Here is a 25,586-nt window from a genome sequence, read left to right as displayed (position 1 = left end):
GCTGTGCGGGGATGGCCGCGGGGTTTTGGGTGGGGGCCGGGCGCGGTGCCCGCGTGCTCGTTCCGGCGGCGCCGGCGTTCGCCCGGCGCCCGTCTGCGGGCCTCCGGCCCTCCCGCCCTATGGCCTCCGACCCCGCGCCCCACCCCTACGGACTCGGCGCCGACGAGGCGTCGTCCAGGGCGTCGCGGATCTCCCTGGGGAGTTCCACGTTCTCCATGGAGAGGATCTCCTCCAACTGGGCGGGTGTGCGGGGGCCGACCGTGGCGGATGCGACGCCGGTGCGGTCGCGTACCCAGCTCAGGGCCACCGCCAGTGGCGACACGCCCAGGCCCTCGGCGGCGGTGCATACCGATTCGACGATGCGCCTGCTGCGTTCGTCCAGGTACGGCTCGACGTAGGACGCCATGTGCTGGCGCGCCGCCCGCGATTCGCTGGGGATCCCGTTGCGGTATTGGGCGCTGAGCACTCCGCGTCCCAGCGGCGACCAGGCGATCAGGCCCGCGCCGTGGTCGGCCGCGGCGGGCAGCAGGTCGCGTTCGGGGGCCCGGTTCAGCAGGGAGTACTCGCAACCGGCGGTGACGATCGGTGCCCCGGCCAAGCCGGCGGACGCGCGCTGCCAGGCGGCGTAGGTGGCGAACTGCCAGGCGGTGAAGTCGCCGGTGCCGGCGTAGCGGACCTTGCCCGCGCGTTGGGCGGCCTCCAGCGCCGCAAGGGTTTCCTCCACCGGGGTGTGCGGGTCGCGGACGTGGAGTTGCCACAGGTCGATGTGGTCGGTGCGCAGCCGGCGCAGTGACGACTCAAGGGCCGCGAGGAGGTGGCGGCGCGACAGGTCGCTGGGCCGGTAGCCCTGGGGTGTGTGCCCGGACTTGGTGGCGATGATCACATCGTCGCGGCGCACGACCCCGTTCACAAGCCGCCCGACAATGCGTTCGCTCTGTCCTCCACCGTAGATATCGGCTGTGTCGATGAGAGTGCCGCCGGCGTCCACAAACGCGGTGAGCTGATCGGCGGCTTCCTCTTCCTGGGTGTCCTTTCCCCAGGTCATCGTGCCTAGAGCAGTGCGAGAGACCCACAGCCCCGATCCACCCACCTGTCGCTGTTCCATGGCGCGGAGATTACCTGGTAACGGTGTCAATGATGCTGCCCCGCACCGCGGGAATCCGAGGTCACCCAGAGTCACGGCGGAATCGGGGGTGCGGTTTCCGGGGCGGTTGCCCGGTCGCCGCTCGGAGCCCGCCTTGCGGTCCGCCGCAGGGCGGCGGTGGTGCCGTCCGGATTTCGTGACTCCTGCGATCCCAGTAGGCTGCCGTGGTCTGCCCCCCGCACGTTGCGCGGAAAAGCGTCCCTTCGCCCTCGGCGGTGAAGACGCTGCCGCCTGCTCGCCTGCGTGCGGGCGCCCGGTCGTGCCCGCTCCCACGGCTGGTCGCGGCCTTCGCCCACCGGGACCGCGAATGCCAGGGCGTTGGAGCCTGCCGCACGCAACCGAAAACAACCAGGAGCCGATCCCGCCGTGTCCATATTCGAGGCAATCATCCTTGGCATCGTCCAAGGGCTGACCGAATTCCTGCCGATTTCCTCCAGCGGCCATCTGCGGGTGGTATCCGCGTTCCTGGGTTGGCCTGATCCTGGGACCGCTTTCACCGCGGTCAGCCAGATCGGTACCGAGTTGGCCGTGCTGATCTACTTCCGCAAGCGCATCTGGGCGATCCTTTCCATGTGGACGCAGTCGCTGTTCAAGAGCGAACTGCGCCGCGACATGAACGCCCGGATGGGCTGGTACGTCATCATCGGCACCATCCCCATCGGCATCGTGGGTCTGACCCTGGAAGAGCAGATCGACAGCCTCTTCCGCGACCTGCGGCTGATCGCGCTCACCCTCATCATCTTCGGCGTGATCCTGGGCCTGGCCGACCGCTACACCCGCAAGCACCGCACCCTCACCGACCTGACGGTCACCCGCGGCCTGGTCTACGGCCTGTTCCAGACCCTCGCCCTGATCCCCGGTGTCTCGCGTTCGGGCGCCACCGTCACCGGCGGCATGCTGCTGGGCTTCAAGCGCGCAGACGCCGCCGAGTACGCGTTCCTGCTGGCCATGCCGGCCGTGTTCGCCTCCGGCCTCTACAAACTCACCGACATCGGCGACAACGAGTACGCCGGATGGACGGCCACCATCGTGGGCACAGCGGTCGCCTTCGCCATCGGCTACGCCGTCATCGCCTGGCTGATGCGCTTCATCTCCACGCACAGCTTCATGCCCTTCGTGTACTACCGCTGCGCGCTGGGCGTGCTCATCCTGGTGCTGGTCAGCTTCAACGTGATTGAGCCCGGCGGCGGCGAGGTCGGCAACGAGACGACCCCGGTCGCCGAGCAGAGCGAGCAGGGTGAACAGGGCGGCCAGGACGGCAACAAGCAGCAGGAGTCCGACTCGGAACCGAGCCCGGAGCCCTCCGCCAGCCCTTCGGCCCAGCCCAGCACCGACCCCGACACCGGCTGGCCCATCGACCCGGAGACCGGGCTTGCCCAGGACCCGCAGACCGGTCAGCACCGCGACCCCGACACCGGCGAGAACGTGCAGATCGACCCCGAGAGCGGACTGCCCATCGACCCCTACACCGGACAGCCCTACGACCCGCAGGCCGACGCCCAGGGGGCCGCGCAGTAACCGGGCGGCCGATAAGGTTGCGCCAATGGGCACCCCTTCTTCGCAGCAGCACCAGCCGTCGCAGCAACCGCGGCCCGAACCGGGCCGGGAGGACCAGCCGACGCCGGAACCGGTCGCCACTCTGCTCCTGGTCCGGCACGGGCTGACCGAATCCACCGGTAGCACCCTCACGGGCCGCAGCCCGGGTGTGCACCTGGACGAGCGGGGCCGGGCCCAGGCCGCGGACCTCGCCCGGCGGCTGAGCGGGCTGGAGATCGCGGCGATCGTCTCCAGCCCGCTGGAGCGCTGCCAGGAGACGGCGGGCGCGATCGCCGCGGCCGCCGGGGGCGAGGTGGTCACCGACGACCGGTTCATCGAGTGCGATTACGGCTCCTGGACCGGCCGCAAGCTCACCGACCTGGCTGGCGAACCGCTGTGGCGCACCGTCCAGGCCCACCCGAGCGCCGCCCGTTTCCCCGGCGGCGAGGGGCTGGGCCAGATGTCGGCCCGCGCGGTGGCCGCCGTGCGCGACTGGAACAGCCGGCTGACCGCGGTCGCGGCCAATCCCGTCTATGTCGTGTGCAGCCACGGCGATGTGATCAAGGCGGTGGCCGCCGACGCGCTCGGTCTGCACCTGGACCAGTTCCAGCGGGTCCAGGCCGACCCGTGTTCGCTCACCGCGGTGCGCTACACCAGCACGCGGCCGTTCGTCGTACGGCTCAACGACGTCGGCGGCTCGGTGGCCGGGTTGGTGCCCGAACCCGAGCAGGCTTCCGGCGATGCCGCGGTGGGCGGCGGAGCCGGAGGCGCCCGCCCCGCCGCGGCCCGTTAGCCCGGCCTGGAACCGGCCGCCTCCGGCCTGCGAATCGCGAGGCAGAGCGCGATCCTCTAGGGTTCATGGCATGTCCGTGTTCGAATACGACCCCCCAGACCGCTTCGTCGCCGGAACGGTGGGGCAGCCGGGGGACCGCACCTTCTTCCTACAGGCCACCGGCGGTGGCCGGGTCACCAGCGCCGTTGTGGAGAAATCCCAGGTATCAGCGCTGGCCGAGCGCATTGAGGAGCTGCTGGAGGAGGTGCGCCAGCGCTTCGGCGAGCCGCTCGAAGCCGCCGATCCGAGTGCGGCCGACGACGCCCCGCTGGAGCAGCCCATCGAGGAGGACTTCCGGGTGGGCACGCTCGCCCTTGCCTGGGACGCCGAATCCGCGCGGGTGATCATCGAGGCCCAGCAGGTCGAGGAGTCCGAAGCCGAAGGCGAGTCCGAAACCGAGGTCGAGGTCTTTGCCGAGGACGCGCCGGAAGGCCGCGACGTGCTGCGGGTCCACCTGACCGCGGGCGCCGCGCGCGCCTTCGCCGGCCGGGCGATGAAGGTGGTTGCCGCGGGCCGCCCCAACTGCCCGCTGTGCGGTCAGCCACTCGACCCCAATGGGCACATCTGTCCGCGCCAGAACGGGTACAAGCCCAGCGGCAGCGGTATCTGAGCAGACGCAGCAAACGGACCGCGAAGAGGACGGGGGCCATGACCGCGTCGTTCGAGGGGTTGTCGACCGCCGACGCCCTGGAGTTGCTCGGCACCGGCGACCTGCAGCCGGTGGGGCGGTTGACCGAGGCGTCCAACGCCACGCTGTACTGCACCGTCACCCTGGGCGGTGCCGAGGCCGGTTGCGTCTACAAGCCCGTCGCCGGCGAGCGGCCGCTGTGGGACTTCCCCGATGGCACGCTCGCCGGCCGCGAACTCTCCGCCTTCGCCGTCTCCGACGCGCTGGGCTGGGACATCGTGCCGCCGACCGTCCACCGCGACGGCCCCTTCGGCGAAGGCATGGTGCAGTTGTGGATCGACGGCGACACCAGCGTCGACCTGGTCGCGCTCGCTCGCGACACCGGGCACGCGGGCCTGCGCCGCATGGCCGTCTTCGACGCGGTCATCAACAATTCCGACCGCAAGATCGGGCACCTGCTGCCCACCCCGGCCGGCCACCTCTACGGCTGCGACCACGGCGTCTCCTTTGCCGAGGACTACAAACTGCGCACCGTGCTGTGGCAGTGGCAGGGCGAACCGCTCACCGCCGATGCAATGGCCGGGCTGGCCCGGTTGGAGGAGCGCCTGCGCGACCCCGGCGCCCCGGTGGCCGCCGAACTGGAGCGCCACCTCACCGGGCCCGAGGCCTACGCCGTGTTGCGCCGCGTCGAGCTGCTGCTGCACCACAAGGTCCACCCTTACCCTTCGCCCGACTGGCCCGCCGTTCCCTGGCCGCCGGTGTAGCCGCACCGGCGGGGGAGCGGTCGGCCCCGGCGCCGCGGTGCACGGGGCCGGACCGAAACCGCGGCGGGTCCGGAACCCGCGGTGGTACGGGTGCGTTGGTCGGGGTATGCGGACGGCCCCGCAGCCCGCGGGTGCGTCGTCCGGGCGACTGGAGGCGGTATGTGCACCGTGATCGTCGGTTTCGACCCCGGGGCCGAAACGCCGCTGGTGGTGGCGGCGCTGCGCGACGAAATGCGCGACCGCGCCTGGCAGCCCCCGGCGGCGCACTGGGACGCCTACCCGGACCTGATCGGCGGCCGCGACACCCGCGAGGGCGGCACCTGGCTGGCGGCGCGCGATCCCGGTGCGGCCGCCGACGCGTCCGGGGCGGGAGCCGGCACCGCCGCTGCGGGCGGCCCGCGCGTGGCGGCGCTGCTGAACGGGCTTCCGCCGGCCACCACCCGCCCTCCTCAATCGGCATCCCCAGGTTCCGCTCCCCGCGTGCCCGCCCCCGCATCTGCCGCCGACCTGCCGGGCACCACCGTGCCCTCCGGCACCACCCGCTACAGCCGGGGCCGGCTGCCGCTGGCGGCCGCGGCGAGCGGCGAGTTCACCCTCGGCACCGGCGAAGCGCTGCACTACGACCCTTTCCACCTGCTCATCGCCGACCCCGACCGGGCGGTGCTGCACTCGTGGGACGGGACCGGGCTGAGCGAGACGCGGCTGGCCGCCGGAGTCACCGTTCTGGTCAACTCCGGCCGCGACACCGACGCCCCGCGCGCCCGCCGCCACGGCCCGGAGTTCGCCCGCACCCGCCCCGAACCCGGGGCGGCCGAGGCGGCCGGGGCCGACTCCGTGCAGAAGATCTGGGGCGAGTGGCCCGCCCTGCTCGACGAGGCGGCGCGCGGCAGTGTCCGCACCGACGGGTTCGGCCCGCGTACCGACGACCCCTCCTCGCTGATCGCCCGCGCGGAGTTCGCCGACGGGCGGGCCTGGGCGACCTCCTCGATCACGCTCGTGGCCTGCACCCGCGGCGGGCTGCGCTACGCATTCACCGCCGCACCGGGCGATCCCGCCGCCTGGAGCCTCCTGCGCTGACGAGTGCACTCCGCCACTGCTTTCCCCGCGGGTAAACCCCGCGCCGACGGCGGGCGTCTCCCAGGTTCGGGGCCCGTGCATCCGGCCCCAACCGGAGCCGGCCCTGTCCGGCCCTGCACAGCTATGCGCGGTCGGGCAGCGGGCCCGCCCGAGGGGCGAAGGGATGTCGATGCCGCCGTGACGGCAAGACGCGTGTGGCGCGACCACGAAGGCCGGCACGGCCGCAACGGCGCGGGCGAGCCCGGCGGCGGCCTGCCCGGCCCCGTGCGCAGGCTCCGGCCGTTCCGCATCGCCGAGCGGGCCTCCTACTGGCTGCTGTATGTCGTGGCGTTTCCCGCCGGCGTACTGCACTGGCGGGCCGGCAACGAGGAACTGGCCGTGCTGTGCGCCCTTGCGGCCGTGGCCGGAGTCACCTCCATCGCCGCCCCGCACCGCAAAAGCTGAACCCGCGTGCGGTCGGCGCCCTGCCCTGCCGCGGGCCCGCCCGCGCCCGGGCGGGCGACCTGCGCCCGCCTGCGCATCCTGTGTCCAGGGGCGCCCGGTGGCCCCAATGCGACACACATAATGGTGAGTCCGGCCCCATCTCCCCCCGAAGCGGCCGATATCCTCGGGCTATGCGTTCATGGCCCGCTCCCGATCTCGTCCGCCTGCCCGGCAACGGCGGTCCGCTCCGTGTCCACGACACCGTCTCGGGCGGAATCCGCCCCCTCGATCCCGGGCCCACGGCCCGGATGTACGTCTGCGGGATCACGCCCTACGACGCCGCCCATATCGGGCACGCCTTCACCTATCTGACCTTCGATCTGGTGGGGCGGGTGCTTCGCGACTCCGGCCACCGGGTCGACTATGTGCAGAACGTCACCGATGTCGACGATCCGCTGCTGGAACGGGCCGAAGCCAACGGCGAGGACTGGCGGGAGCTGGCCGAACACGAGGTCCAGGTCTTCCGCGACGACATGGCGGCGCTGCGTATCCTGCCGCCCCGCGCCTACGTGGGCGTCGTCGAATCCGTGCAGTTGATCGCCGACTTCGTCGCCCGCATCCGCGCCACCGGCGCCGCCTACGAGCTTGAGGGCGACATCTACTTCGCCGCCTCCTCGGCCGCGGAGTTCGGCGAGATCAGCGGCCTCGGCCGCGACCGGATGCTGGAACTGTTCCCCGAGCGCGGCGGCGACCCCGAGCGCCCCGGCAAGAAGGACCCGCTCGACTGGCTGCTGTGGCGCGCTGAGCGCCCGGGCGAGCCCGCGTGGGACACCCACTTGGGGCGCGGACGCCCCGGCTGGCACGTCGAGTGCAGCGCCATCTCACTCAACGAACTGGGTATGGGCTTCGACATCAACGGCGGCGGCGACGACCTGGTCTTTCCCCACCACGAGATGGGAGCGGCCGAGGCGCGCTGCGCCGCCGGCTCCGGTCCGCACGCCCGCACCTACATGCACGTGGGCATGGTCGGGCTCGACGGCGAGAAAATGTCGAAGTCGCGCGGCAACCTCGTCTTCGCCTCGGCCCTGCGCAAGCGGGGGGTCGACCCAATGGCGGTGCGGCTGGCCATGCTGCCGCACCACTACCGCACCGCCTGGCAGTGGAGCGAGGAACTGCTCGACACCGCCGTGCGGCGCCTGGAGCGCTGGCGCGCAGCGGCCGACCTGCCCGCCGGCCCCGACGCGATGCCGGCGCTGGAGCAGGTCCGCGCGGCCCTGGCGGCCGACCTCGACACCGCCGCCGCGGTTGCGGCCCTGGACGACTGGGCCGAACGTGCCCTGGCCTCCTCCAGCGACGGCGGCGGCGACCCGGCCGCGCCGGCGCTGATGCGCGACACCGCCGACACGCTGCTGGGCGTGCGGTTGTGACGGGCCGGGGCGGCTGACCTGGTCCAGTGCAGCGGGCGGCGGCTCAGCCCGCCGCCCGCCGCCCGCAGGCTGCACCGCCGCAGCGGGTGCTGGGCGCTACCGCCGCGCAGGCAACGGCGACCGCCGAACCACCTCAGGTAGGGGCGTGTCGGAAAAGTCGGTGCGGCCGGTTGTGGTCGCTGCCGCAGCGCAGGTCAAAAGCAGGTGGCCGTCCGTGGTGGGATGGTGACCATGACCACCCCCACAGAGCAGACCCCCGCCGCCGCCCTGATCCAGGCGTTCGTCGCCACGGGCGACGGGCTCGCCGACCGCGCCGACCTCGCCGCCTTCCTGCGCGAGCGCCGTTTGGTGGCCGAAGGCGCCATTCCCATCACCTTGGCCGATTTCGAAGAGGCCGTCGCGCTGCGCGACGCCATGGCGGCACTGCTGCAGCGCGCCGCCGGCGGCGCCGCGGACGACGAGGCGATCGCCCGCGGCCAGCGGATCCTGGACGGGCTGCGCGTCACCGTGCGCCTGGAACCGGCCGAGGACCCGCTGCAGTTGCTGGCGCCCGCGGTCGTCGACGAGGTGCGCCGCGGCCTGGCGCGTATCGCAGCGGCCTGGGCGTCGGTCACCGCCACCGGCGAGTGGCGGTCGATCCGGGCCTGACCCCGCATCGGCGGCCCGCCTTGCGATCCGGCGGTCCCGGTGCCCGAGCCGGAAACGGGCGCCCGCAACCGCCGGATCCGGCGCAGAACGGCGAATAGAACGGCAACCGCCGAACAACAGGACTAGCGAACCCAGCAGCGCGGCAACAGCAGGCAGCGAACGGAGCAGGAGGCGCAAAGGGCCGTGCAGCGGCCGGCGGCCCTCAGCCGCCGCCCCGCCACTGCGGCGGCCCTTGAGCCGCAGCCTCAGCCGCGGCCCCGGCGCTTGAGGTAGCGCTCGAACTCGCGGGCAATGGCCTCGCCGGTGGCCTCGGGCAGGTCAGCGGCGTCCTTGGCCTCTTCCAGACTGCGCACGTAGCCGGCGATGTCCTCGTCCTCGGAGGCGAGTTCGTCGACGCCGCGTTCCCAGGCCCGCGCCTCTTCGGGCAGGTCGCCCATTGGCACGGTGAGATCGAGCACGTCCTCGACCCGGCGCAGCAGCGCCAGGGTCCCCTTGGGGCACGGCGGCTGGGCGACGTAGTGCGGTACCGCCGCCCACAGCGAAACCGCCTCCAGCCCGGCGGACTCGAAAGCGTCGTGCAGCACGCCCAGGATGCCGGTGGGGCCGTCGTAGGAGGTGGGCTCCAGATGCAGTGATCCCCGCAGCGCGCTGGGCGAGGTGCTGCCGGTGACCGGGACCGGGCGGGTGTGCGGGGAGTCGGCGAGTAGCGCTCCCACGAGCAGGATGCGGCGCACGCCGAGCTCGCGGGCGATCGAGAGCAGGTCGCCGGCGAACCCGCGCCAGCGCATGTTGGGTTCGGGGCCGCTGACCAGCACCACGTCGTTGCGCGCGCCCTTGGGGCGTGCGACGGAGACGCGCGTGGTCGGCCAGGTGATACCGCGGTGCTCGCCGTCGACCACGGTGCCGCGCGGACGCGAGACCTGGAAGTCGTAGTAGTCGTCGGGCTGCAGCGCCAGCAGTTCGTCGGCGTCCCAAGTCGAGGCCAGGTGCTCGATGACCGCGCTAGCGGCCTCGCCTGCGTCGTTCCAGCCCTCGAACGCGGCAACCATGACAGGCTCGACGAGCTCGGGTGCGCTGTCGAGCTCGGTCACTGACCGCCTCCTCACGTTTCCCGAGCGCCGCGTGGGCGGCCCGGGCAAGTCGTCGGGTCCATCGCGCGTGATGCCCACGCGCGATCCAGCCCTACCACGAGTGCCCGCGGCGGCGACAGCGGACCAGCCGCCGTGCTCGGCCGCGCCTATGTGGCGGGACCATGACCACCCTATGGCCACGGGGCCCGCGGGCATAACCGCGAGACGCTGCGCGTTCATTCCGGCGGAGGTGAAAACGTTTCGGCGGTGTCGGCTCCATGCCCTCTGACCAGCTTTTTTACCGGCGGCGTACCGGGGGAGCACCCCCCGCACCCCGTGGCGAAGGAGCGTCGACACTACAGTTGAAGACTATGAGTTCTCGACTCTCCTTCCGTGATGCCCTCGCCCAACGTGTCATCGTTGCTGACGGCGCGATGGGCACGATGCTTCAGGCCCACGATCTCGACCTCGATGATTTCAATGGGCTCGAAGGCTGCAACGAGATCCTCAATGTCACGAGGCCGGACGTGGTGCGCGCCACACACGCGGCCTTCTTCGATGTCGGCGTGGACTGTGTCGAGACAAACACATTCGGCACAAACTACGCCGCGCTCGGAGAATACGACATTCCCGAACGCACCTATGAGCTCGCCGAGGCCGGAGCGCGCCTGGCCCGCGAGGTAGCCGACGAGTACACGACCCCCGACCACCCCCGATACATCCTGGGCTCGGCCGGGCCCGGGACCAAACTGCCCACCCTCGGACACATCGACTACGCAACCATCCGCGACTACTACGAGCAGTGCCACCTCGGCCTCATCGAAGGCGGCGCCGACGCCATCCTGGTCGAGACCTGCCAGGACCTGCTGCAGACCAAGGCCGCAGTGGTCGCCGCGCAACGTGCGCGGCGCGCCAAGGGCGTCGACATTCCCATCATCGCCCAGGTCACCATCGAAACCACCGGCACCATGCTGCTGGGATCGGAGATCGGCGCCGCGCTGACCTCCCTGGAACCGCTCGGCATCGACGTGATCGGCATCAACTGCGCAACCGGTCCGGCCGAGATGAGCGAGCACCTGCGCTACCTCGCGCAGCACTCGCGGCGGCCCATCTCCTGCATGCCCAACGCCGGCCTGCCTGAGCTGGGCGTCGACGGCGCGGTCTACCCGCTGCAGCCCAGCGAGCTCGCCGACGCCCACGACGGTTTCACCGACGAGTTCGGCCTGACCATCGCGGGCGGCTGCTGCGGCACCACGCCCGAGCACCTGCGCCAGGTCGTCGAACGGGTCGGCGGGCGCGGCATCAAGGACCGCCGCCCCGCGACCGAGGCGGCAGCCGCCTCCCTCTACCAGAGCGTGCCGTTCCGCCAGGACACCAGCTACCTCGCCGTGGGCGAGCGCACCAACGCCAACGGTTCGAAGAAGTTCCGCGAGGCAATGGTCGAGGAGCGCTTCGACGACTGCGTTGAGATCGCCCGCGACCAGATCCGCGACGGCGCGCACATGCTGGACCTGAACGTCGACTACGTCGGCCGCGACGGCACGGCCGACATGCGCGAGCTCGCCTCGCGCATGGCGACCGCCTCCACGTTGCCGATCATGTTGGACTCCACCGAACCCGCCGTCATCGAGGCCGGTCTGGAGGCCCTCGGCGGCCGGGCCGTCATCAACTCCGTCAACTACGAGGACGGCGACGGTCCCGACTCGCGGATGAAGCGGCTGATGCCCGTCATCATGGAGCACGGCGCCGCTGTCGTGGGGCTGACCATCGACGAGGACGGTCAGGCGCGTACCGCCGAGTGGAAGGTCCGCGTGGCGGTGCGGCTCATCGAAGAGCTCACCAACGAGTGGGGGATGGACCGCGAGGACATCATCATCGATGCCCTCACCTTCCCCATCGCCACCGGCCAGGACGAGACCCGCCGCGACGGCCTGGAGACCCTTGAGGCCATCAAGGAGATCAACCGGCGCTACCCGGGCGTGCAGACCACGCTGGGGCTGTCCAACCTCTCGTTCGGGCTCAACCCGGCCGCGCGCATCGTGCTGAACTCCGTGTTTCTGCACGAGTGCGTCGAAGCGGGGCTGACCTCGGCCATCGTGCACGCGTCCAAGATCCTGCCGATGAACCGGATCCCCGACGAACAGCGCCAGGTCGCGCTGGACATGATCTACGACAACCGCACGGCCGACTACGACCCGCTGGCCAAGTTCCTGGATCTGTTCGAGGGCGTTGACGCCCAGGCCATGAAGGCCTCGCGCGCCGAGGAGCTGGCGGCGCTGCCGCTGTGGGAGCGGCTGGAGCGGCGCATCATCGACGGCGAGCTGGTCGGTATCGAGGACGACCTCGAACTCGCGCTGGCCGAGCGCCCGGCACTGCAGATCGTCAACGACACGCTGCTGGCCGGGATGAAGGTCGTCGGTGAGCTGTTCGGCTCCGGCGAGATGCAGCTGCCGTTCGTGCTGAAGTCTGCCGAGGTCATGAAGTCCGCCGTGGCCTACCTTGAGCCGCACATGGAAAAGTCCGACGACGACGGCAAGGGCCGGATCGTGCTCGCCACCGTCAAGGGCGACGTGCACGACATCGGCAAGAACCTTGTCGACATCATCCTGTCGAACAACGGCTACGACGTGGTCAACCTCGGTATCAAGCAGCCGGTGAACGCCATCCTGGAGGCCGCCGAGGACCAGAAGGCCGATGTCATCGGCATGTCCGGGCTGCTGGTGAAGTCCACGGTGATCATGAAGGAGAACCTCGCGGAGATGAACTCCCGCGGGATCTCCGAGCAGTACCCGGTGCTGCTGGGCGGCGCCGCACTCACCCGGTCCTTTGTGGAGCAGGACCTCGCAGAGCAGTTCGACGGCCAGGTGCGCTACGCCCGCGACGCGTTCGAGGGCCTGCGCCTGATGGACGCGTTCATGGCGGTCAAGCGGGGCGTCGAGGGAGCCGAGCTTCCCGAGCTGCGCCAGCGCAAGGTCAAGGGCGGTGCGAAGCTCGAGGTCACCGAACCCGAGAACATGCCGGCCCGCAGCGATGTGGCCACCGACAACCCGCTGCCCACTCCGCCGTTCTGGGGCGACCGGATCAGCAAGGGCATTCCGCTGGCCGACTACACCGCCTACCTCGATGAGCGTGCCACGTTCATGGGCCAGTGGGGTCTGAAGGGCTCCAAGCGCGGCGGGCCCAGCTACGAGGAGCTGGTCGAGACCGAGGGCCGGCCGCGCATGCGCGCCTGGCTGGACCGCATCCAGACCGACGGCCTGTTGGAGGCCGCGGTGGTCTACGGGTACTTCCCCTGCTACAGCGAGGGCGATGACCTGGTGGTGCTGGACGAGGCAGGTGCCGAGCGCACCCGCTTCACCTTCCCGCGCCAGCGCCGCGACCGCCACCTCTGCCTGGCCGACTTCTTCCGGCCCAAGGAGTCGGGGGAGCTGGACGTGCTGCCGTTGCAGGTCGTCACGGTCGGCTCGGCGATCAGCCGCGCCACCCAGGAGCTGTTCGAAAAGAACGCCTACCGCGACTACCTGGAACTGCACGGTCTGTCGGTGCAGCTGACCGAGGCGCTGGCCGAGTACTGGCACACCCGCATCCGTGCCGACCTCGGCTTCGCCGGCGAAGACCCGGCGGATCTGGAGGCGTTCTTCAAGCTGGGCTACCGCGGCGCACGCTTCGCGCTGGGCTACGGGGCCTGCCCGGACCTGGAGGACCGCGCAAAGATCATGAAGCTGCTGGAGCCCGAGCGGGTAGGCGTCGAGTTGTCCGAAGAGTTCCAGCTCGTTCCCGAGCAGGCCACCGACGCGATCGTCATTCATCACCCGGAGGCCAAATACTTCAACGTATGACACGCACCGGCGCGCCCCTGCAGGCCGTTCTCTTCGACATGGACGGAACTCTCATCGACAGCGAGAGCCTGTGGGGGCGGGCCGAGGCGGCGACGGCGGCCGCCCTCGGCGGCGAGTGGACCCATGAGGACCACCGCCGCAACATCGGGGGCGCCGCCGTCCCGGTGGCCCGCTACATGATCGAGCGGGCCGGCGCGCAGGCCGATCCGCGCGACGTCGCCGAGCGCCTGCAGGCGGAGTTCGCCCGCCTGCTGGCCGGCGGCGCCGAACTGCGCCCCGGCGCCAAGGACCTGGTTGCCCTGGTGTCGGATTCGCGCGTCCCCTCCGCCCTGGTCACCTCGACCCAGCGGCCCCTCGTCGAAGCGGCGATCGGGTCGATCGGCGTCGACAACTTCGACGTTTCGGTGGCCGGCGACGAGGTCGAGGCCAATAAGCCCGACCCCGCCCCCTATCTCAAGGCGGCCCGGCTGCTGCAGGTGGATCCCGCCCGCTGTGTGGCGTTCGAGGACTCCGAAGTCGGGGTCGCATCGGCGCTGGCGGCCGGGTGCGCGACCGTGGCGGTCGTCGACCAGGTCGCTTTCACCCCCGGCGGCCGGCTGAGTGTGCTGGAGTCGCTGGTGGGCGTGGACATGGCTTGGATCGAGGCCCTGGCCGCGGGCTGACCGCGACCCGCTACTGCGCGAAACGCCGCCCGCGGCGAACCGCTCCCGCTGCGGTGGGCGGAACCCTAGGGGACTCGCCCGATGTGCGGGGCTGGACGCGGATGCAAGACTGGAGACATGCAGGAACAGTTGCCCGTGGCAGGTCCGATGCTGGGAGCCGCCCTCACCGTTGTGGGGCTGCTCATCTCGTGGGTGGTCTGGCGCCGCCGGGGTGCCGCCTCGGGGCTGCGCGGTGTCGCGTGGTCGCTGCTGCCGCTGGCCGCCGGGCTGATGGGGCTCATGACGATCGTGTGGTCGCTCGTGGGCGACCTCGTCGGTTTCTTCGTCTCCCTGGTATTCAACCCCATCGTGTGGGGCGGCGTCGCAGTGGCGGCCCTGGCGGTGGTGTTGTGGGTCGTTTCGGGCGTCATGCGGGCACGCGGCGTGGGTGTGCGCAAGAGCGGTGGGCCCGCTGCGGCCGAGCAGGGCGCCCGCCCGGCCGGCGGCATTGCCACCGGTGGCGCTGAGGCGGCCCAGCCCCAGCAGGCCAGGCAACCCGAGCAGGCCAAGCAGTCGAAGCAGTCGAAGCAGGACCAGGGCGGCCAAGCGGCCGGCGACGACCTCAGCGACATCGAGGACCTGCTGCGCAAGCACGGGATCGAGTAACCGCCGAAGCGCAGCGGCCCGCCGCGCAGGCCCGAGCGTCTGCGCGGCGGGCGTTGTGCGCCGATTGCGAGCCCGCCTCTCCCACCTGCCTCCCGCACCCGCCCGCCGGCGGGTGTGCAGGTGTTCCCGTACTCCGCCGCCGGCCCCGCAGCGGCCGCCGAGCGCATCCCGGCGGTGCCGCACGAGTCCCGTGCGTCCCATTACCGTGTGCAATTGCCGTTGCGCGGAGATTTCGCGGCTGCCCCCGCGGTTACAGGAGTGTTTCCGCCCCGCGGTACAGCGGTCTGACGTTGGAAATTTACCTGGCCAACGTCATGTTTGTCTTTATTTTCCGTTTATTATGGGCTCAGGCTGTAATGAATCCCCGACCTGGGCGTGCCGTGGAATCCCGTTCCCTGATGTGATGCACACTCGGTCCTGATGCGCGTGCGCAGCGTCATGTCACGCCAAGTGACGGATAAGTGGTGCTCTCGTCACGATTGGGACACATCGCCGAGAACTGGACGTTCGGTGCTGTATCGCGGCGTACATTAATCGCCGTGCCGCGTTGGACCCGCGGTAACGGTGCATATGTCCACGGTTTAGCGGGTTCGGCGGCCTTATCCGCCATACGCGGGCAGTGGGGACACCCTCCTTGCTGCATGCCAACGCGGATCCAGGCGTGCGCGCACACCGGTCGCGCCGTCGCACGGGCGCGCCGGTTATCTCCGGCGTCCCGAACGGAGAACTGTGCCGCCGCACAGAGCGGGACTAGTGGGGGAGAAGTGGTGCTATGACCGCGCCTTTGGATGTACCGGGGGCGGCCGAAGAGGCCCAGCCCGACGCGATCGCCAAGACCAGTGGCGCGCGCGACCGCGGTCGCTCCCTGGGGCAGATCGCCTGGATGCGGCTGCGCAAGGACAAGGTCGCCATGACCGGCGGGTCGTTCGTCGCCCTGATGGCACTGGTGGCGATCTTCGCCCCGGTGATCGTCAGCTTGCTGGGGCATCCGCCCAACCAGTGGAACCGCGAGACCATCGATGCCGCGCTGGGTACCCCGATGGGTGCCATGGGCGGGATCAGCGGCGAGTACCTGTTCGGCGTCGAGCCGGTCACCGGCCGCGACATCTTCAGCCGCATCGTCTACGGCGCCCGGATCTCAATGCTCATCGGGTTCCTGGCCACCATGGTCTCGGTGGTCATCGGCACGATCATGGGCATCATCGCCGGCTACTTCGGCGGACTGGTCGACGCCTTCATCAGCCGCCTCATGGACATCTTCCTGGCGTTCCCGCTGCTGCTGTTCGCCATGGCGCTGGTGGGCGTGCTGCCCGACGCCGCATTCGGCCTGCAGGACAACGCACTGCGCATCGCGATCCTGGTGTTCATCATCGGGTTCTTCAACTGGCCCTACATCGGTCGCATCATCCGCGGCCAGACCCTGAGCCTGCGCGAACGCGAATTCGTCGAGGCCTCCCGCAGCCTGGGTGCGAGCAACTTCTACATCCTGCGCAAGGAGCTGCTGCCCAACCTGGTGGCGCCGATCCTGGTGTACTCGACGCTGCTGATCCCCACCAACATCCTCTTCGAGGCCGCGCTGTCCTTCCTCGGCGTCGGCGTCGAGCCGCCCACGGCCACCTGGGGCGGCATGCTGTCCGAAGCGGTCGACTACTACGACTCCGCACCGAACTTCATGCTGGCCCCCGGGCTGGCGATCTTCCTGACGGTGCTGGCGTTCAACCTCTTCGGCGACGGTCTGCGCGATGCGCTCGACCCCCGCACCCAATCCTGACCCCACGGATCCCACCCCGGTGTCCGAGCACCCGATCGGTGCCCCGCACCACTGTTCGCGTAGAGAAAGGCAAACGCCAGTGAGCAAGAAATGGCTAGGCCTCGCCGCCGCCGGCACATCGGTGGCGATGCTGCTGACCGCCTGTGGCGGGGGCGGCAACCAGGAGGGCGGCAGCGACGTCTCCGTCGATGACTCCGCCATCACCAGCATCGTCGACAAGGGAACGGAGAAAGGCGGCACCCTCAAGTACGCCCACTCCGACCAGTTCGACTCGCTGGACCCCGGAAACACCTACTACGCCGCCAACTGGGACTTCACGCGCCACTACGCGCGCACCCTGGTGACCTACAAGCAGGAGCCCGGGCAGGCCGGCCTGGAACTTGTGCCCGACATGGCCGAAGACCTCGGCAAGGTCAGCGACGACGGACTGACCTGGACTTACACCCTCAAGGAAGGGCTGAAGTTCGAGGACGGCTCCGAGATCACCTCCGAGGACGTCAAGTACGCCGTGGCGCGGAGCAACTTCGCCCCCGACATCCTGAACAAGGGCCCCAACTACTTCTTCCAGCACCTGGACGCGGGTGACTACAAGGGCCCCTACGAGGACGACGACCTCGACAACTTCACCGGTATCACCACCCCCGACGACCGCACCCTTGAGTTCCACCTCAAGGAGCCGTTCTCGGAGTTCGACTACCTGGCCGCCATGCCGCAGACCGCGCCGGTCCCCGCCGACGCCGACACCGGCGACCAGTACCAGACCGAGGTCGTCTCCAGCGGCCCGTACAAGTTCGACGGCAAGTGGACCCCCGGCCAGCAGCTCACGCTGGTGCGCAACGAGGAGTACGACCCCGAGACCGACCCCCTGACCCGCAACCGCCCGGACAAGGTCCAGGTGAAGTGGAAGCAGGAGGAGAACGACCGGGACAAGCGCCTGATCAACGGCGACCTGCACGTCGACGTCGCCGGCCTGGGCGTCGAGGCGTCCGCGCGCCAGGACATCCTGCGCGACGACCAGCTCAAGGCCAACGCGGACAACCCGCAGACCGGCTTCAAGCTGTACTTCGCGATCAACCCCAACATCAAGCCGTTCGACGACAAGGCCTGCCGCGAGGCCATCCTCTACGGCGCCGACAAGACCGCCATGCAGGGCGCCTGGGGCGGTTCCATCGCAGGCGACATCGCCACCAGCATGCTCCCGCCCTCCATCCCGGGCTACAAGGAGATCGACCCCTACGGCACCAAGGGCCACAAGGGTTCGGAGAAGAAGGTCAAGCAGAGCCTCGAAGAGTGCGGCATGGCCGACGGCTTCTCCACCAACATCGCCTACCGCTCGGACCGCGACAAGGAGAAGAAGGCCGCCGAGGCCCTGCAGCAGGCGCTGAAGAAGTACGGCATCGAGACCAACCTCAAGGGCTACCCGGCCGGCAGCTACACCAGCGAGCAGGCCGGATCCCCCGAGTTCGTCAAGCGCGAAGAGCTGGGCATCATGGCTTACGGCTGGGGTGCCGACTGGCCCTCCGGCTACGGCTTCCTTTCCCAGATCATGCACGGCGACTCGATCAAGCCGGCCGGCAACTCGAACCTGTCCGAGTTGGACGACCCCGAGATCAACAAGCTGCTCGACGAGTCCGCCACGACGGAGGACCCCGCTTCCCGCGAGGAGATGTACTCCCAGGTCGACTCGCTCGCCATGGAGTCGGCGACGCTCCTGCCCTACCTGAACCAGAAGGCGCTGCTCTACCGGCCCGAGGGCCTGAGCAACGTCTACTTCAGCGAGGCGTACAAGATGTACGACTACGCCGCGCTGGGGCTGGAGCAGAACTAGGCACGGCCCGGCCGGCCCCCGCAGCGGGGCCGGCCCCCGCCTCTAACGGGTGCGGGGCCGGCCGCACGCCGCCCCGCACCCCCGGCATTCCTCACTCGTGAAGCAAGGCAGGTGAAGGCTTCGGCCGCCCGCTGTGATCCCATACATTTTCCGCCGCCTGGCTGCGGGCGTCGTCCTGCTGCTCGTGGTCACGATGGTCGTGTTCGCGATCTTCTTCCTGGTACCGCGCCTTGCGGGTATCGACTCCGACGGCCTGGCGGCCCGCTACATCGGCAAGTCGCCCAGCCCTGAGGCGATCGCCGCGGTCAAGGACCGGCTGAACCTGGACGAACCGATCACCGTGCAGTACTGGGAGTTCGTCTCCGGTCTGGTGATGGGCCAGGACTACGACAGCGGCACCGACGTCATCCGCTGCGACGCACCGTGCTTCGGCTACTCCTTCAAGACCAACACCGAAGTGTGGCCGCAGCTGCTCGACCGGCTACCGGTGACCGGTTCGCTGGCGATCGGCGCAGCGGTGATCTGGCTGGTGGCCGGGGTGTCCATCGGCGTGCTCTCCGCGCTGCGCCGCGGGTCGCTGCTGGACCGCATCACGATGATGACCGCGCTGGCCGGCGTTTCGCTGCCCATTTTCTTCACCGGCCTGGTCTCGCTGGCGCTGCTGAGCTACTACCTGCCGATCTTCCCGCCGGGCGGCAGCTACACGGCCTTCACGGAGAACCCGCTGGCCTGGGCGCACGGGCTGGTCCTGCCCTGGGTCACCCTGGCTTTCCTCTACGCCGCCATGTACGCGCGGCTCACCCGGGCCGGAATGCTCGACACCATGGGCGAAGACTTCATCCGCACCGCCCGCGCCAAAGGGCTGGCCGGACGCAAGGTGGTCACCAAGCACGGCCTGCGCGCCGCGCTGACCCCGATCATCACCATCTTCGGCCTGGACTTCGGCCTGATGCTGGGCGGTGCGGTGCTGACCGAGAGCACGTTCTCGCTGCCGGGGCTGGGCAAGTTCGCCGTGGATGCGATCCGCGGCAACGACCTGCCGGTGGTCCTGGGCGTCACCATGTTCACCGCGGTGTTCGTCGTCATCTGCAACCTGATCGTCGACATGCTCTACGCCTGGGTCGACCCGCGCGTGCGCGTGGGCGCTTGAGGGGCCGCCACCATGTCGAGTTCCGCGCCGAATTCTGCAAACCCGCCCGCAGGGGCCAACCGAACCGAAGGTGAGGCGGCCATGACCGATCCGGTCGTCAGCGTCAGCGATCTGCGGATCACGTTCCCCACCCTGGAGGGGCGGCTCACCGCTGTCGACGGGCTCTCCTTCGACGTGCCGTCCGGAGGGGCGGTGGGCATCGTCGGGGAGTCCGGCTCGGGCAAGAGCGCCACCTCCCTGTCGCTGATGGGGCTGCACCGCGGCACCAACGCCGAGGTCACCGGCGACATCACCGTCGTCGGCAAGAACCTGAACACCGCGAGCGACGCCGAGGTCCGCAGCATGCGCGGCAACGACATCGCCATGGTCTTCCAGGACCCGATGTCGTCGCTGCACCCGCAGTACACCATCGGCAACCAGCTCGTCGAGGCACTCAAGGTCCACCGCCCCGACACCTCCAACGCCGACGCCCGCAAGCGCGCGGTGGAGTCCCTGGACCGGGTGGGCATCCCCAACGCCGCCAAGCGCATCAACTCCTACCCGCACGAGTTCTCCGGCGGTATGCGCCAGCGCGCGCTGATCGCCATGGGGCTGATGTGCGATCCGACGGTGCTGCTGGCCGACGAGATCACCACCGCACTGGACGTCACGGTACAGGCCCAGATCCTCGACCTGCTCGACGACCTGCGCAACGACCTGGGCATGTCGCTGATCCTGGTCAGCCACGACCTCGCGGTGGTGGCCGGCTCGGTCGACCAGGTCCTGGTGATGCAGAAGGGCCGCGTCGTCGAACGCGGCGACGTGCGCCAGGTGCTCTCCGCGCCGGAGGACGCCTACACGAAGTCGCTGCTGGCCGCGGTGCCGCGGGTGGACATCTCGCGCGCGCAGCGCCGCGCCCAGGTCCGCGCCGAACGCGACCAGCCCGTCTCGGCCGAGATGGGCGAACAGGCCCAGACGGCGCAGCGGGCCCGCCAGCGCGCCGCCGCACCCGGGTCCGCCGGCGGGCGCACCGGGGCCACCGCCAAACCGGAGAAGACGGCCGAGACCGATGACGGTCCGCTGCTGTCGGTCCGCAACGCCCGCATGCGGTTCAAGGTCCGCGGCGGCCTGATGGGGCGCGCCACTGACTTCTACGCGGTCGACGACGTCTCCTTCGACCTGCAGCAGGGCGAGACCCTGGGAGTCGTCGGCGAGTCCGGCTCCGGCAAGAGCACCCTGTCGCGGATGATCACCCGGCTGCTGACCCCCACCGACGGCCAGATCGTCTTCGAGGGCCGCGACATCACCAAGCTGCCCGAGCGCAAACTGCGCCCGCTGCGCCGCGACATCCAGATGATCTTCCAGAACCCGTACTCGTCGCTGAACCCGCGTGTCACCATCGGCGACACCATCGGGGCGGGACTGCGGGTGCAGGGCGAGACCAACACCAAGGAGATCCAGCGCAAGGTCCAGGACCTGCTGGAGCGGGTCGGGCTGGAGGCCGCGCACTACAACCGGTTCCCGCATGCGTTCTCCGGCGGGCAGCGCCAGCGCATCGCCATCGCGCGGGCACTGATCCTGCAGCCCAAACTGGTGATCTGCGACGAGCCGGTGTCGGCCCTGGACGTCTCGACCCAGGACCAGGTGCTGCGGCTCCTCGACGAGCTGCAGGACGACTTCGATCTGACCTACATCTTCGTCGCCCACGACCTGGCGGTGGTGCGCCAGGTCAGCGACCGGGTGGCGGTCATGCGCAAGGGGGAGGTCGTCGAGCTCAACGACAGCGACGCCGTCTACGAGGCGCCCCAGCACGACTACACCCGCGAGCTGCTGGCCGCCGCTCCGGTCCTCGACCCCGTCGAGGCCAAGCGGCACCGCGCCCAGCGCGCCGAGCTGCGCCGCCGACCCGCAACGGCAAAGGTGTAGCTGGCGGCCGGGGCGGGCGCGCGGGGGCACCGGCCTCCCGCGCGCCCGCCCCCGCTCAGCCGCCCACCGCCTCGCTGCGCTCCTCGTCGCGGCCCTTCGAACCCGACAGTGCGCTGACTATGTCCCACACCGAGACAACCGTGTGCACGATCAGCACCACGCGCACGATCCCGAACGAGCTCTGCAGCTCCGCGGTGCGCTCGGGGTCGCCGATGAACAGGGTCAACCCGCCCAGCACGACGGCGCCGATCGCACACGCCGCGACGCAGCGCAGCCACGCCACCGCCTCGCGCCGCACCGCCGCCGGCCCCTTCTTGGGCGGGCGCTGCGGCGGAGGGCCGCCGACGAAGCGGTGTGCGAAGCGCACGTCCGCCCACTGGATGACACTGTGCCCATAGGCGACGGTGAAGCCCAGGTACAGGGCACCGAAGCCGTGGGAGGCGTCGGCGGTGCCGCCCATGCTCAGGTGGACGGCGATCACCGCCAGCAGCACCACGTCCAGAACCGGTACCAGCAGCAGCATGACGGTGCTCAGCCGCCGCGCCCGCAGCAGGTAGCGGGCGGCCAATCCGCCCGCCACGAAGATCCAGAACAGCGCCTCGACGCCCAGGATCACACCGGTGATCATCGTTTCCCGTCCTCCCGCCGATCGCACTCGCCGGTCCCGGGGAACCGGAACCCGACGGCCACCAGCATGCGGGAGGCCCCCCATCCGGCGGATCGTCGGAACCGGGGAGATCGCGCTACCACCTTCGATGTACGCGCCCGCACCCGCGACGTGCTGAGATGGGAACCGTGAGAGTACGACTGCCGCGCCGCGAGCTGCTCGACCGCCCCATCCTCGGCGGCCGGGCTTTTCTCGGCAGCGCGCTGTGGGCCGCGTTCCTGTTCGGAATGGGACTGGTGCTGTGGCACGTGGGCGCCTACACCCCCCGCGACGGCGCCGACCCGCGGTGGCTGCTGGCCACCCTCGCCCTGAGCTGTGTCCTGGTGGTCTTCCGGCGCACCGCCCCAACCGCGGTCGCGGTGGCGGCGACCCTGGTCGTGCTGGCCGACGCCTCGGTGGGTCCGTCCTGGGGAGTGCTGATCAACTACGGCGACGCGCTGTACGCGGTGAGCGTGTGGGGGCGGCGCAGAGCCGCCTACGGGCTGCTGGCGGCCGTGTGCGGGGTCGGGGCCGTCCTGTTCGTGCTGCTCGTGGCGGCACTCGTCAACGGAGCCATGCCCGGCGGGCCGCTGCTGGTCGTGCAGATGCTGGGGCTGTACGTGCTGATCGTCGGCAGCCCGGTGATCAGCGGATTGAGCGTGCGCGAGCACCGCCTGCGCACCGCGTTGGAGCGTGAGCGGGCGCGCCAGATCGAGCGGATGGCCGAGCTGGACCGCCGCAGCGCCGTGGCCGAGGAGCGCGGCCGGGTGGCGCGCGAGCTGCACGACGTGGTCGCCAACCACCTCAGCGCCGTTGCCGTCCAATCGACCGCGGCGCTGTCGATGCGCGACCTTGACCCTGAGCGGGTGCGCCGCATTCTCGCGGTGATCCGCGACAGCAGCCTGCACGGGCTCACCGAGATGCGGTCCATGATCCAGGTGCTGCGCGGCTCCGAGGACAACCCGGAGGCCGAGGCCGTCACGCCCCGGCTCCGCGACGCCGACCGGCTGTTCGCCAACGCCCGCGAGGCCGGGCTGGAGGTATCGGTTGCCTGGTCGGGGCGGGTGCGCGAACTGCCCGCCAACACCGACGCCGCCGCCTACCGAGTGCTGCAGGAGTCGCTCACCAACGCGCTGCGCTACGCCGATCCGATGCGCGTCGAGGTCTCCGTGGACTACGGCGACGGCGCGGGCGAACCGGACGGATCGGACGGCCGGGGCGGACACGGCGGACACGGTGGACCGGGCCGGCAAGAGGGGCAAGGCGGACAGGATGCCGCAGGCGGCGAACAGTTGGTTCTGACGGTGCGCAACGGTGTCGCCGCGAACGGCGCCGCGGGGGCGGCGGAGCAGCCTGCGCGGCTGCTGGACGGACACGGTGCGGGTGCGGGACTGGCCGGCATGCGCGAGCGCATGCTCCTGCTGGGCGGGCGGTTCAGCGCCGGCCCGTGCGCACCCGGGCCGCACGGCGCACGGGTCTGGCAGGTGCGGGCCGAGGTACCGCTGCAGCCCGCGGAACGGCCGGACGCCACCGGTACCGGCACCCGCGCCGGTAGCGCCGGGAACGGAAACGAAGCCGGGGACGAAGACGAGGCGGCCGGCGGCGACTCCGGCGCGGACAGGGGAGCGGCGCGATGATCCGGGTGGTGGTGGCCGAGGACCAGTGGGCGGTCCGGGCGGGGCTGGTGATGATCCTGGAGGCGGCCCCCGATATCGAGGTCGCCGCAGAGGCCGCCGACGGGGAGGAGGCGGTGGCCGCCGCCCGGCGCACCGGCTGCGACCTGGTGCTGATGGATGTGCGCATGCCGCGCAAGGACGGCATCACCGCAACCCGCGAACTCACCGGCACGGGCACCGACGTGCTCATCCTGACGACCTTCGACCTCGACGAGTACGTCTTCGGCGCGTTGCGCGCCGGAGCGGCGGGATTCCTGCTCAAGAACATCGAGGCCGACACCCTGACCGAGTCGGTGCGGGTGGTCGCCCGCGGCGAGGGGATGATCGCGCCCGCGGTCACGCGGCGCCTCATCGAAGAGTTCGCCGGCGCGCCCGGCAACGGGGCGGCCCCCGGAGCGGGCGCCGGTCCCGGGCGCGTCGACATACCCGCGGCGGCGTTCGCCGAGCTGACCCCGCGCGAACGGGAGGTGCTCGCCTGCGTCGGCGAGGGCCTGTCCAACCGGCAGCTCGCCCGGCGGCTGGGCATCACCGAGACCACGGCCAAGACCCACGTCAGCCGCATCCTGGCAAAACTCGACCTCCGCAGCCGCGTCCAGGCCGCCATCGCCGCCCAGGAACTCGGCCTCACCCCGTAGCCGCCGCGGGCGGCGGCGCGGGCAAACGCGTCAGGGTCCCAGCGCGTCAGTGCCGCAGCGCCATCAGTAGAGCGTCCAGACCGTCGGTGAAGCGGCGCTCGGGGTCGAGTTCGACCCCGTGCAGTGCCGCCGCGTGCGGGAACCGGCCGTCGGGCACAGCGGGCCGCTGCGCCGACAGCCCGTTGGCGCGCACCTCGTGGATGACCGCCCCGGTGACATAGGAGTCCAGCGCGGCGGCCGCCTGTACAACGTCGGAGCCGGCGAGCCCGGCCTCGCTGAAGGCCGCGTAGTGCAGCTCCAGCGATCGCAGCGCCGCTTCGGTGTCGGGACGGCGGTGGATGAACAGCGGCAGCGCCTGGGCGTGCTCCAGCAGCGCGCGGCGGTAGTCCTGGGCCCAGGCGCGCAGCCGCTCGTCCCAGGGCGGCTCATCGGCGGTTTCCGGGGCGGATTCCGCGCCGGCCGCGCTCCCGTCGCCGTCCTCCCCGTCGCTCTCTCCGCCGCCGTCGGCCGGGCCGCGGGTCACGTCGCTGATGTAGGCGACGATCGCGTCGAACAGCTGCTCCTTGCCCAGCGGGAAGTGGTGGTAAATCGCCATTGCCTCCACTTCCAGGGCATCGCCCAGCCGGCGCATGGTCAGCCGGCGCAGCCCCTGGCCGTCGATGATGCGCAGTGCCTCGTTGATGATGCGTTCGGCGCTGAGGCCGGCGTTGTTTCTGCTCACACCCGAATCCTAGGATTACGTGTAAGGCCCGTGCCGGGAAGCACCGTTGCGCTCGCCAGGTGAGGTGGCCCACCCCTAGAGTGGGACGCTGCACCCCGCCCGCATTCCCCCTCCGCACACTGCACGAACCGACGATCGGGAGCGAGAACATGGCCCTGGCAAACCGGAAGGTCGACGACTCCGCGCGCAAGCGCTTCGCCGAGGACCAGAGCGCGGCCGAACGCCTGCCGGAGCTGGTCCGGGTGGTCGCCGAAGCCGAGAACCGGCTCGCCGAGGCCCAGCGCCTCGACGCCGACTTCACTGAGCTGCACCGCTGCGGCACCGCCCTCGACACCGCCCTGACCGAGGCGATGCGCGCGGCGTACGCCCGCGAGCGGGTGCTGATCGGCCCGCGCGGCTACAACGACCGCATCTACCGCCGCAAGCGGCTGGCCACCCCCGAGGTCCGCCGGGCCACCGAGACCGCCGAACGGTTGCTCACCGCACGCGAAGACCACCGCCTGCACGGCATCGAGCGCCTTCCGCTCAACCCTGCCGCCGTGTGAGGGACGTGCGCCGC

General features: G+C 70.7%; 22 protein-coding genes. 18 read left to right on the top strand and 4 right to left on the bottom strand.

The features are described from left to right. Positions 1-145: 145 nt before the first annotated feature. The gene (locus ACYVD5_RS25615; protein WP_461003709.1) at positions 146-1,105 is read right to left on the bottom strand and encodes an aldo/keto reductase; all 960 of its coding nucleotides are present in this window, start codon (positions 1,103-1,105) and stop codon (positions 146-148) included. A 405-nt stretch (positions 1,106-1,510) separates the two neighbouring features. On the opposite strand from ACYVD5_RS25615, the gene ACYVD5_RS25610 reads away from it, so the two are divergent. The 8 genes from ACYVD5_RS25610 to ACYVD5_RS25575 all read left to right on the top strand — a co-directional run bounded on the left by ACYVD5_RS25610 (position 1,511) and on the right by ACYVD5_RS25575 (position 8,479). Continuing rightward, entirely contained in the window at positions 1,511-2,662 is a 1,152-nt protein-coding gene (locus tag ACYVD5_RS25610; RefSeq protein WP_461003708.1) for an undecaprenyl-diphosphate phosphatase, read from the top strand. Positions 2,663-2,687: 25 nt separating this feature from the next. Next, on the top strand, positions 2,688-3,473 hold the full coding sequence (locus ACYVD5_RS25605; RefSeq protein WP_461003707.1) for a histidine phosphatase family protein: 786 nt from the start codon (positions 2,688-2,690) through the stop codon (positions 3,471-3,473). A 70-nt stretch (positions 3,474-3,543) separates the two neighbouring features. Further along, complete coding sequence (locus ACYVD5_RS25600) at positions 3,544-4,122, top strand: DUF3090 family protein (protein ID WP_461003706.1); 579 nt, start codon at positions 3,544-3,546, stop codon at positions 4,120-4,122. Positions 4,123-4,160: 38 nt separating this feature from the next. Next, positions 4,161-4,904: an SCO1664 family protein gene (locus ACYVD5_RS25595; RefSeq protein ID WP_461003705.1), complete on the top strand. Its 744-nt coding sequence runs from the start codon at positions 4,161-4,163 to the stop codon at positions 4,902-4,904. Between the two features lie 159 nt (positions 4,905-5,063). Continuing rightward, on the top strand, positions 5,064-5,981 hold the full coding sequence (locus ACYVD5_RS25590) for an NRDE family protein (RefSeq protein WP_461003704.1): 918 nt from the start codon (positions 5,064-5,066) through the stop codon (positions 5,979-5,981). Positions 5,982-6,158: 177 nt separating this feature from the next. After that, positions 6,159-6,425: a hypothetical protein gene (locus ACYVD5_RS25585; RefSeq protein ID WP_461003703.1), complete on the top strand. Its 267-nt coding sequence runs from the start codon at positions 6,159-6,161 to the stop codon at positions 6,423-6,425. 170 nt (positions 6,426-6,595) lie between these two features. Then, the gene (gene mshC, locus ACYVD5_RS25580) at positions 6,596-7,831 is read left to right on the top strand and encodes a cysteine--1-D-myo-inosityl 2-amino-2-deoxy-alpha-D-glucopyranoside ligase (protein ID WP_461003702.1); all 1,236 of its coding nucleotides are present in this window, start codon (positions 6,596-6,598) and stop codon (positions 7,829-7,831) included. A gap of 231 nt (positions 7,832-8,062) precedes the next feature. Further along, the gene (locus ACYVD5_RS25575) at positions 8,063-8,479 is read left to right on the top strand and encodes an ABATE domain-containing protein (RefSeq protein ID WP_461003701.1); all 417 of its coding nucleotides are present in this window, start codon (positions 8,063-8,065) and stop codon (positions 8,477-8,479) included. Between the two features lie 245 nt (positions 8,480-8,724). Here ACYVD5_RS25575 and ACYVD5_RS25570 read toward each other — a convergent pair whose 3' ends face one another. Beyond that, positions 8,725-9,570 (bottom strand): PAC2 family protein, encoded by an 846-nt coding sequence (locus tag ACYVD5_RS25570; RefSeq protein ID WP_461003700.1) that lies wholly within the window; start codon positions 9,568-9,570, stop codon positions 8,725-8,727. 350 nt (positions 9,571-9,920) lie between these two features. Here ACYVD5_RS25570 and metH point away from each other — a divergent pair, with 350 nt between their 5' ends. The 7 genes from metH to ACYVD5_RS25535 all read left to right on the top strand — a co-directional run bounded on the left by metH (position 9,921) and on the right by ACYVD5_RS25535 (position 21,349). Continuing rightward, positions 9,921-13,388: a methionine synthase gene (gene metH / locus ACYVD5_RS25565; protein ID WP_461003699.1), complete on the top strand. Its 3,468-nt coding sequence runs from the start codon at positions 9,921-9,923 to the stop codon at positions 13,386-13,388. After that, entirely contained in the window at positions 13,385-14,050 is a 666-nt protein-coding gene (locus tag ACYVD5_RS25560) for an HAD family hydrolase (RefSeq protein WP_461003698.1), read from the top strand. Before metH ends, ACYVD5_RS25560 begins: the two co-directional genes overlap by 4 nt. A 117-nt stretch (positions 14,051-14,167) precedes the next feature. Further along, positions 14,168-14,695 carry a cellulose synthase gene (locus ACYVD5_RS25555; RefSeq protein ID WP_461003697.1) on the top strand — a complete coding sequence of 176 codons (528 nt, stop codon included), beginning with the start codon at positions 14,168-14,170 and terminating at the stop codon, positions 14,693-14,695. 772 nt (positions 14,696-15,467) lie between these two features. Next, positions 15,468-16,466, top strand: a complete 999-nt coding sequence (locus tag ACYVD5_RS25550) for an ABC transporter permease (RefSeq protein WP_461003696.1) — start codon at positions 15,468-15,470, stop codon at positions 16,464-16,466. Between the two features lie 79 nt (positions 16,467-16,545). Then, the gene (locus tag ACYVD5_RS25545) at positions 16,546-18,294 is read left to right on the top strand and encodes an ABC transporter substrate-binding protein (protein WP_461003695.1); all 1,749 of its coding nucleotides are present in this window, start codon (positions 16,546-16,548) and stop codon (positions 18,292-18,294) included. A gap of 133 nt (positions 18,295-18,427) precedes the next feature. Next, the gene (locus ACYVD5_RS25540; RefSeq protein WP_461003694.1) at positions 18,428-19,444 is read left to right on the top strand and encodes an ABC transporter permease; all 1,017 of its coding nucleotides are present in this window, start codon (positions 18,428-18,430) and stop codon (positions 19,442-19,444) included. 81 nt (positions 19,445-19,525) lie between these two features. Then, entirely contained in the window at positions 19,526-21,349 is a 1,824-nt protein-coding gene (locus ACYVD5_RS25535) for a dipeptide ABC transporter ATP-binding protein (protein ID WP_461003693.1), read from the top strand. A gap of 55 nt (positions 21,350-21,404) precedes the next feature. Here the strand turns inward: ACYVD5_RS25535 and ACYVD5_RS25530 are convergent, their stop codons facing one another. Further along, positions 21,405-21,977, bottom strand: a complete 573-nt coding sequence (locus ACYVD5_RS25530; protein ID WP_461003692.1) for a hypothetical protein — start codon at positions 21,975-21,977, stop codon at positions 21,405-21,407. A 167-nt stretch (positions 21,978-22,144) separates the two neighbouring features. Here ACYVD5_RS25530 and ACYVD5_RS25525 point away from each other — a divergent pair, with 167 nt between their 5' ends. After that, on the top strand, positions 22,145-23,632 hold the full coding sequence (locus ACYVD5_RS25525; RefSeq protein ID WP_461003691.1) for a histidine kinase: 1,488 nt from the start codon (positions 22,145-22,147) through the stop codon (positions 23,630-23,632). Beyond that, on the top strand, positions 23,629-24,306 hold the full coding sequence (locus ACYVD5_RS25520; RefSeq protein WP_461003690.1) for a response regulator: 678 nt from the start codon (positions 23,629-23,631) through the stop codon (positions 24,304-24,306). Before ACYVD5_RS25525 ends, ACYVD5_RS25520 begins: the two co-directional genes overlap by 4 nt. Before the next feature lie 46 nt (positions 24,307-24,352). Here the strand turns inward: ACYVD5_RS25520 and ACYVD5_RS25515 are convergent, their stop codons facing one another. Beyond that, positions 24,353-25,027, bottom strand: coding sequence for a TetR/AcrR family transcriptional regulator (locus ACYVD5_RS25515; RefSeq protein ID WP_461003689.1), 675 nt, complete (start codon positions 25,025-25,027; stop codon positions 24,353-24,355). A 149-nt stretch (positions 25,028-25,176) separates the two neighbouring features. Between ACYVD5_RS25515 and ACYVD5_RS25510 the strand changes: the two genes are divergently transcribed. Then, positions 25,177-25,572, top strand: a complete 396-nt coding sequence (locus ACYVD5_RS25510; protein ID WP_461003688.1) for a hypothetical protein — start codon at positions 25,177-25,179, stop codon at positions 25,570-25,572. The last annotated feature ends 14 nt before the right edge of the window (positions 25,573-25,586 follow it).

The sequence above is a fragment of the Streptomonospora sediminis genome (assembly GCF_054778995.1).
The sequence above is the reverse complement of the archived record's forward strand: the minus strand, read 5'-3'. Positions and strand labels throughout refer to the sequence as shown.

What these genes read in the sequence shown, in the direction of transcription:
- ACYVD5_RS25615 (WP_461003709.1), bottom strand. Translation starts at nt 1,105, where the DNA reads ATGGAACAGCGACAGGTGGGTGGATCGGGGCTGTGGGTCTCTCGCACT.
- ACYVD5_RS25605 (WP_461003707.1), top strand. Translation starts at nt 2,688, where the DNA reads ATGGGCACCCCTTCTTCGCAGCAGCACCAGCCGTCGCAGCAACCGCGG.
- ACYVD5_RS25600 (WP_461003706.1), top strand. Translation starts at nt 3,544, where the DNA reads ATGTCCGTGTTCGAATACGACCCCCCAGACCGCTTCGTCGCCGGAACG.
- ACYVD5_RS25595 (WP_461003705.1), top strand. Translation starts at nt 4,161, where the DNA reads ATGACCGCGTCGTTCGAGGGGTTGTCGACCGCCGACGCCCTGGAGTTG.
- ACYVD5_RS25590 (WP_461003704.1), top strand. Translation starts at nt 5,064, where the DNA reads ATGTGCACCGTGATCGTCGGTTTCGACCCCGGGGCCGAAACGCCGCTG.
- mshC (WP_461003702.1), top strand. Translation starts at nt 6,596, where the DNA reads ATGCGTTCATGGCCCGCTCCCGATCTCGTCCGCCTGCCCGGCAACGGC.
- ACYVD5_RS25575 (WP_461003701.1), top strand. Translation starts at nt 8,063, where the DNA reads ATGACCACCCCCACAGAGCAGACCCCCGCCGCCGCCCTGATCCAGGCG.
- metH (WP_461003699.1), top strand. Translation starts at nt 9,921, where the DNA reads ATGAGTTCTCGACTCTCCTTCCGTGATGCCCTCGCCCAACGTGTCATC.
- ACYVD5_RS25560 (WP_461003698.1), top strand. Translation starts at nt 13,385, where the DNA reads ATGACACGCACCGGCGCGCCCCTGCAGGCCGTTCTCTTCGACATGGAC.
- ACYVD5_RS25555 (WP_461003697.1), top strand. Translation starts at nt 14,168, where the DNA reads ATGCAGGAACAGTTGCCCGTGGCAGGTCCGATGCTGGGAGCCGCCCTC.
- ACYVD5_RS25550 (WP_461003696.1), top strand. Translation starts at nt 15,468, where the DNA reads ATGACCGCGCCTTTGGATGTACCGGGGGCGGCCGAAGAGGCCCAGCCC.
- ACYVD5_RS25535 (WP_461003693.1), top strand. Translation starts at nt 19,526, where the DNA reads ATGACCGATCCGGTCGTCAGCGTCAGCGATCTGCGGATCACGTTCCCC.
- ACYVD5_RS25530 (WP_461003692.1), bottom strand. Translation starts at nt 21,977, where the DNA reads ATGATCACCGGTGTGATCCTGGGCGTCGAGGCGCTGTTCTGGATCTTC.
- ACYVD5_RS25520 (WP_461003690.1), top strand. Translation starts at nt 23,629, where the DNA reads ATGATCCGGGTGGTGGTGGCCGAGGACCAGTGGGCGGTCCGGGCGGGG.
- ACYVD5_RS25510 (WP_461003688.1), top strand. Translation starts at nt 25,177, where the DNA reads ATGGCCCTGGCAAACCGGAAGGTCGACGACTCCGCGCGCAAGCGCTTC.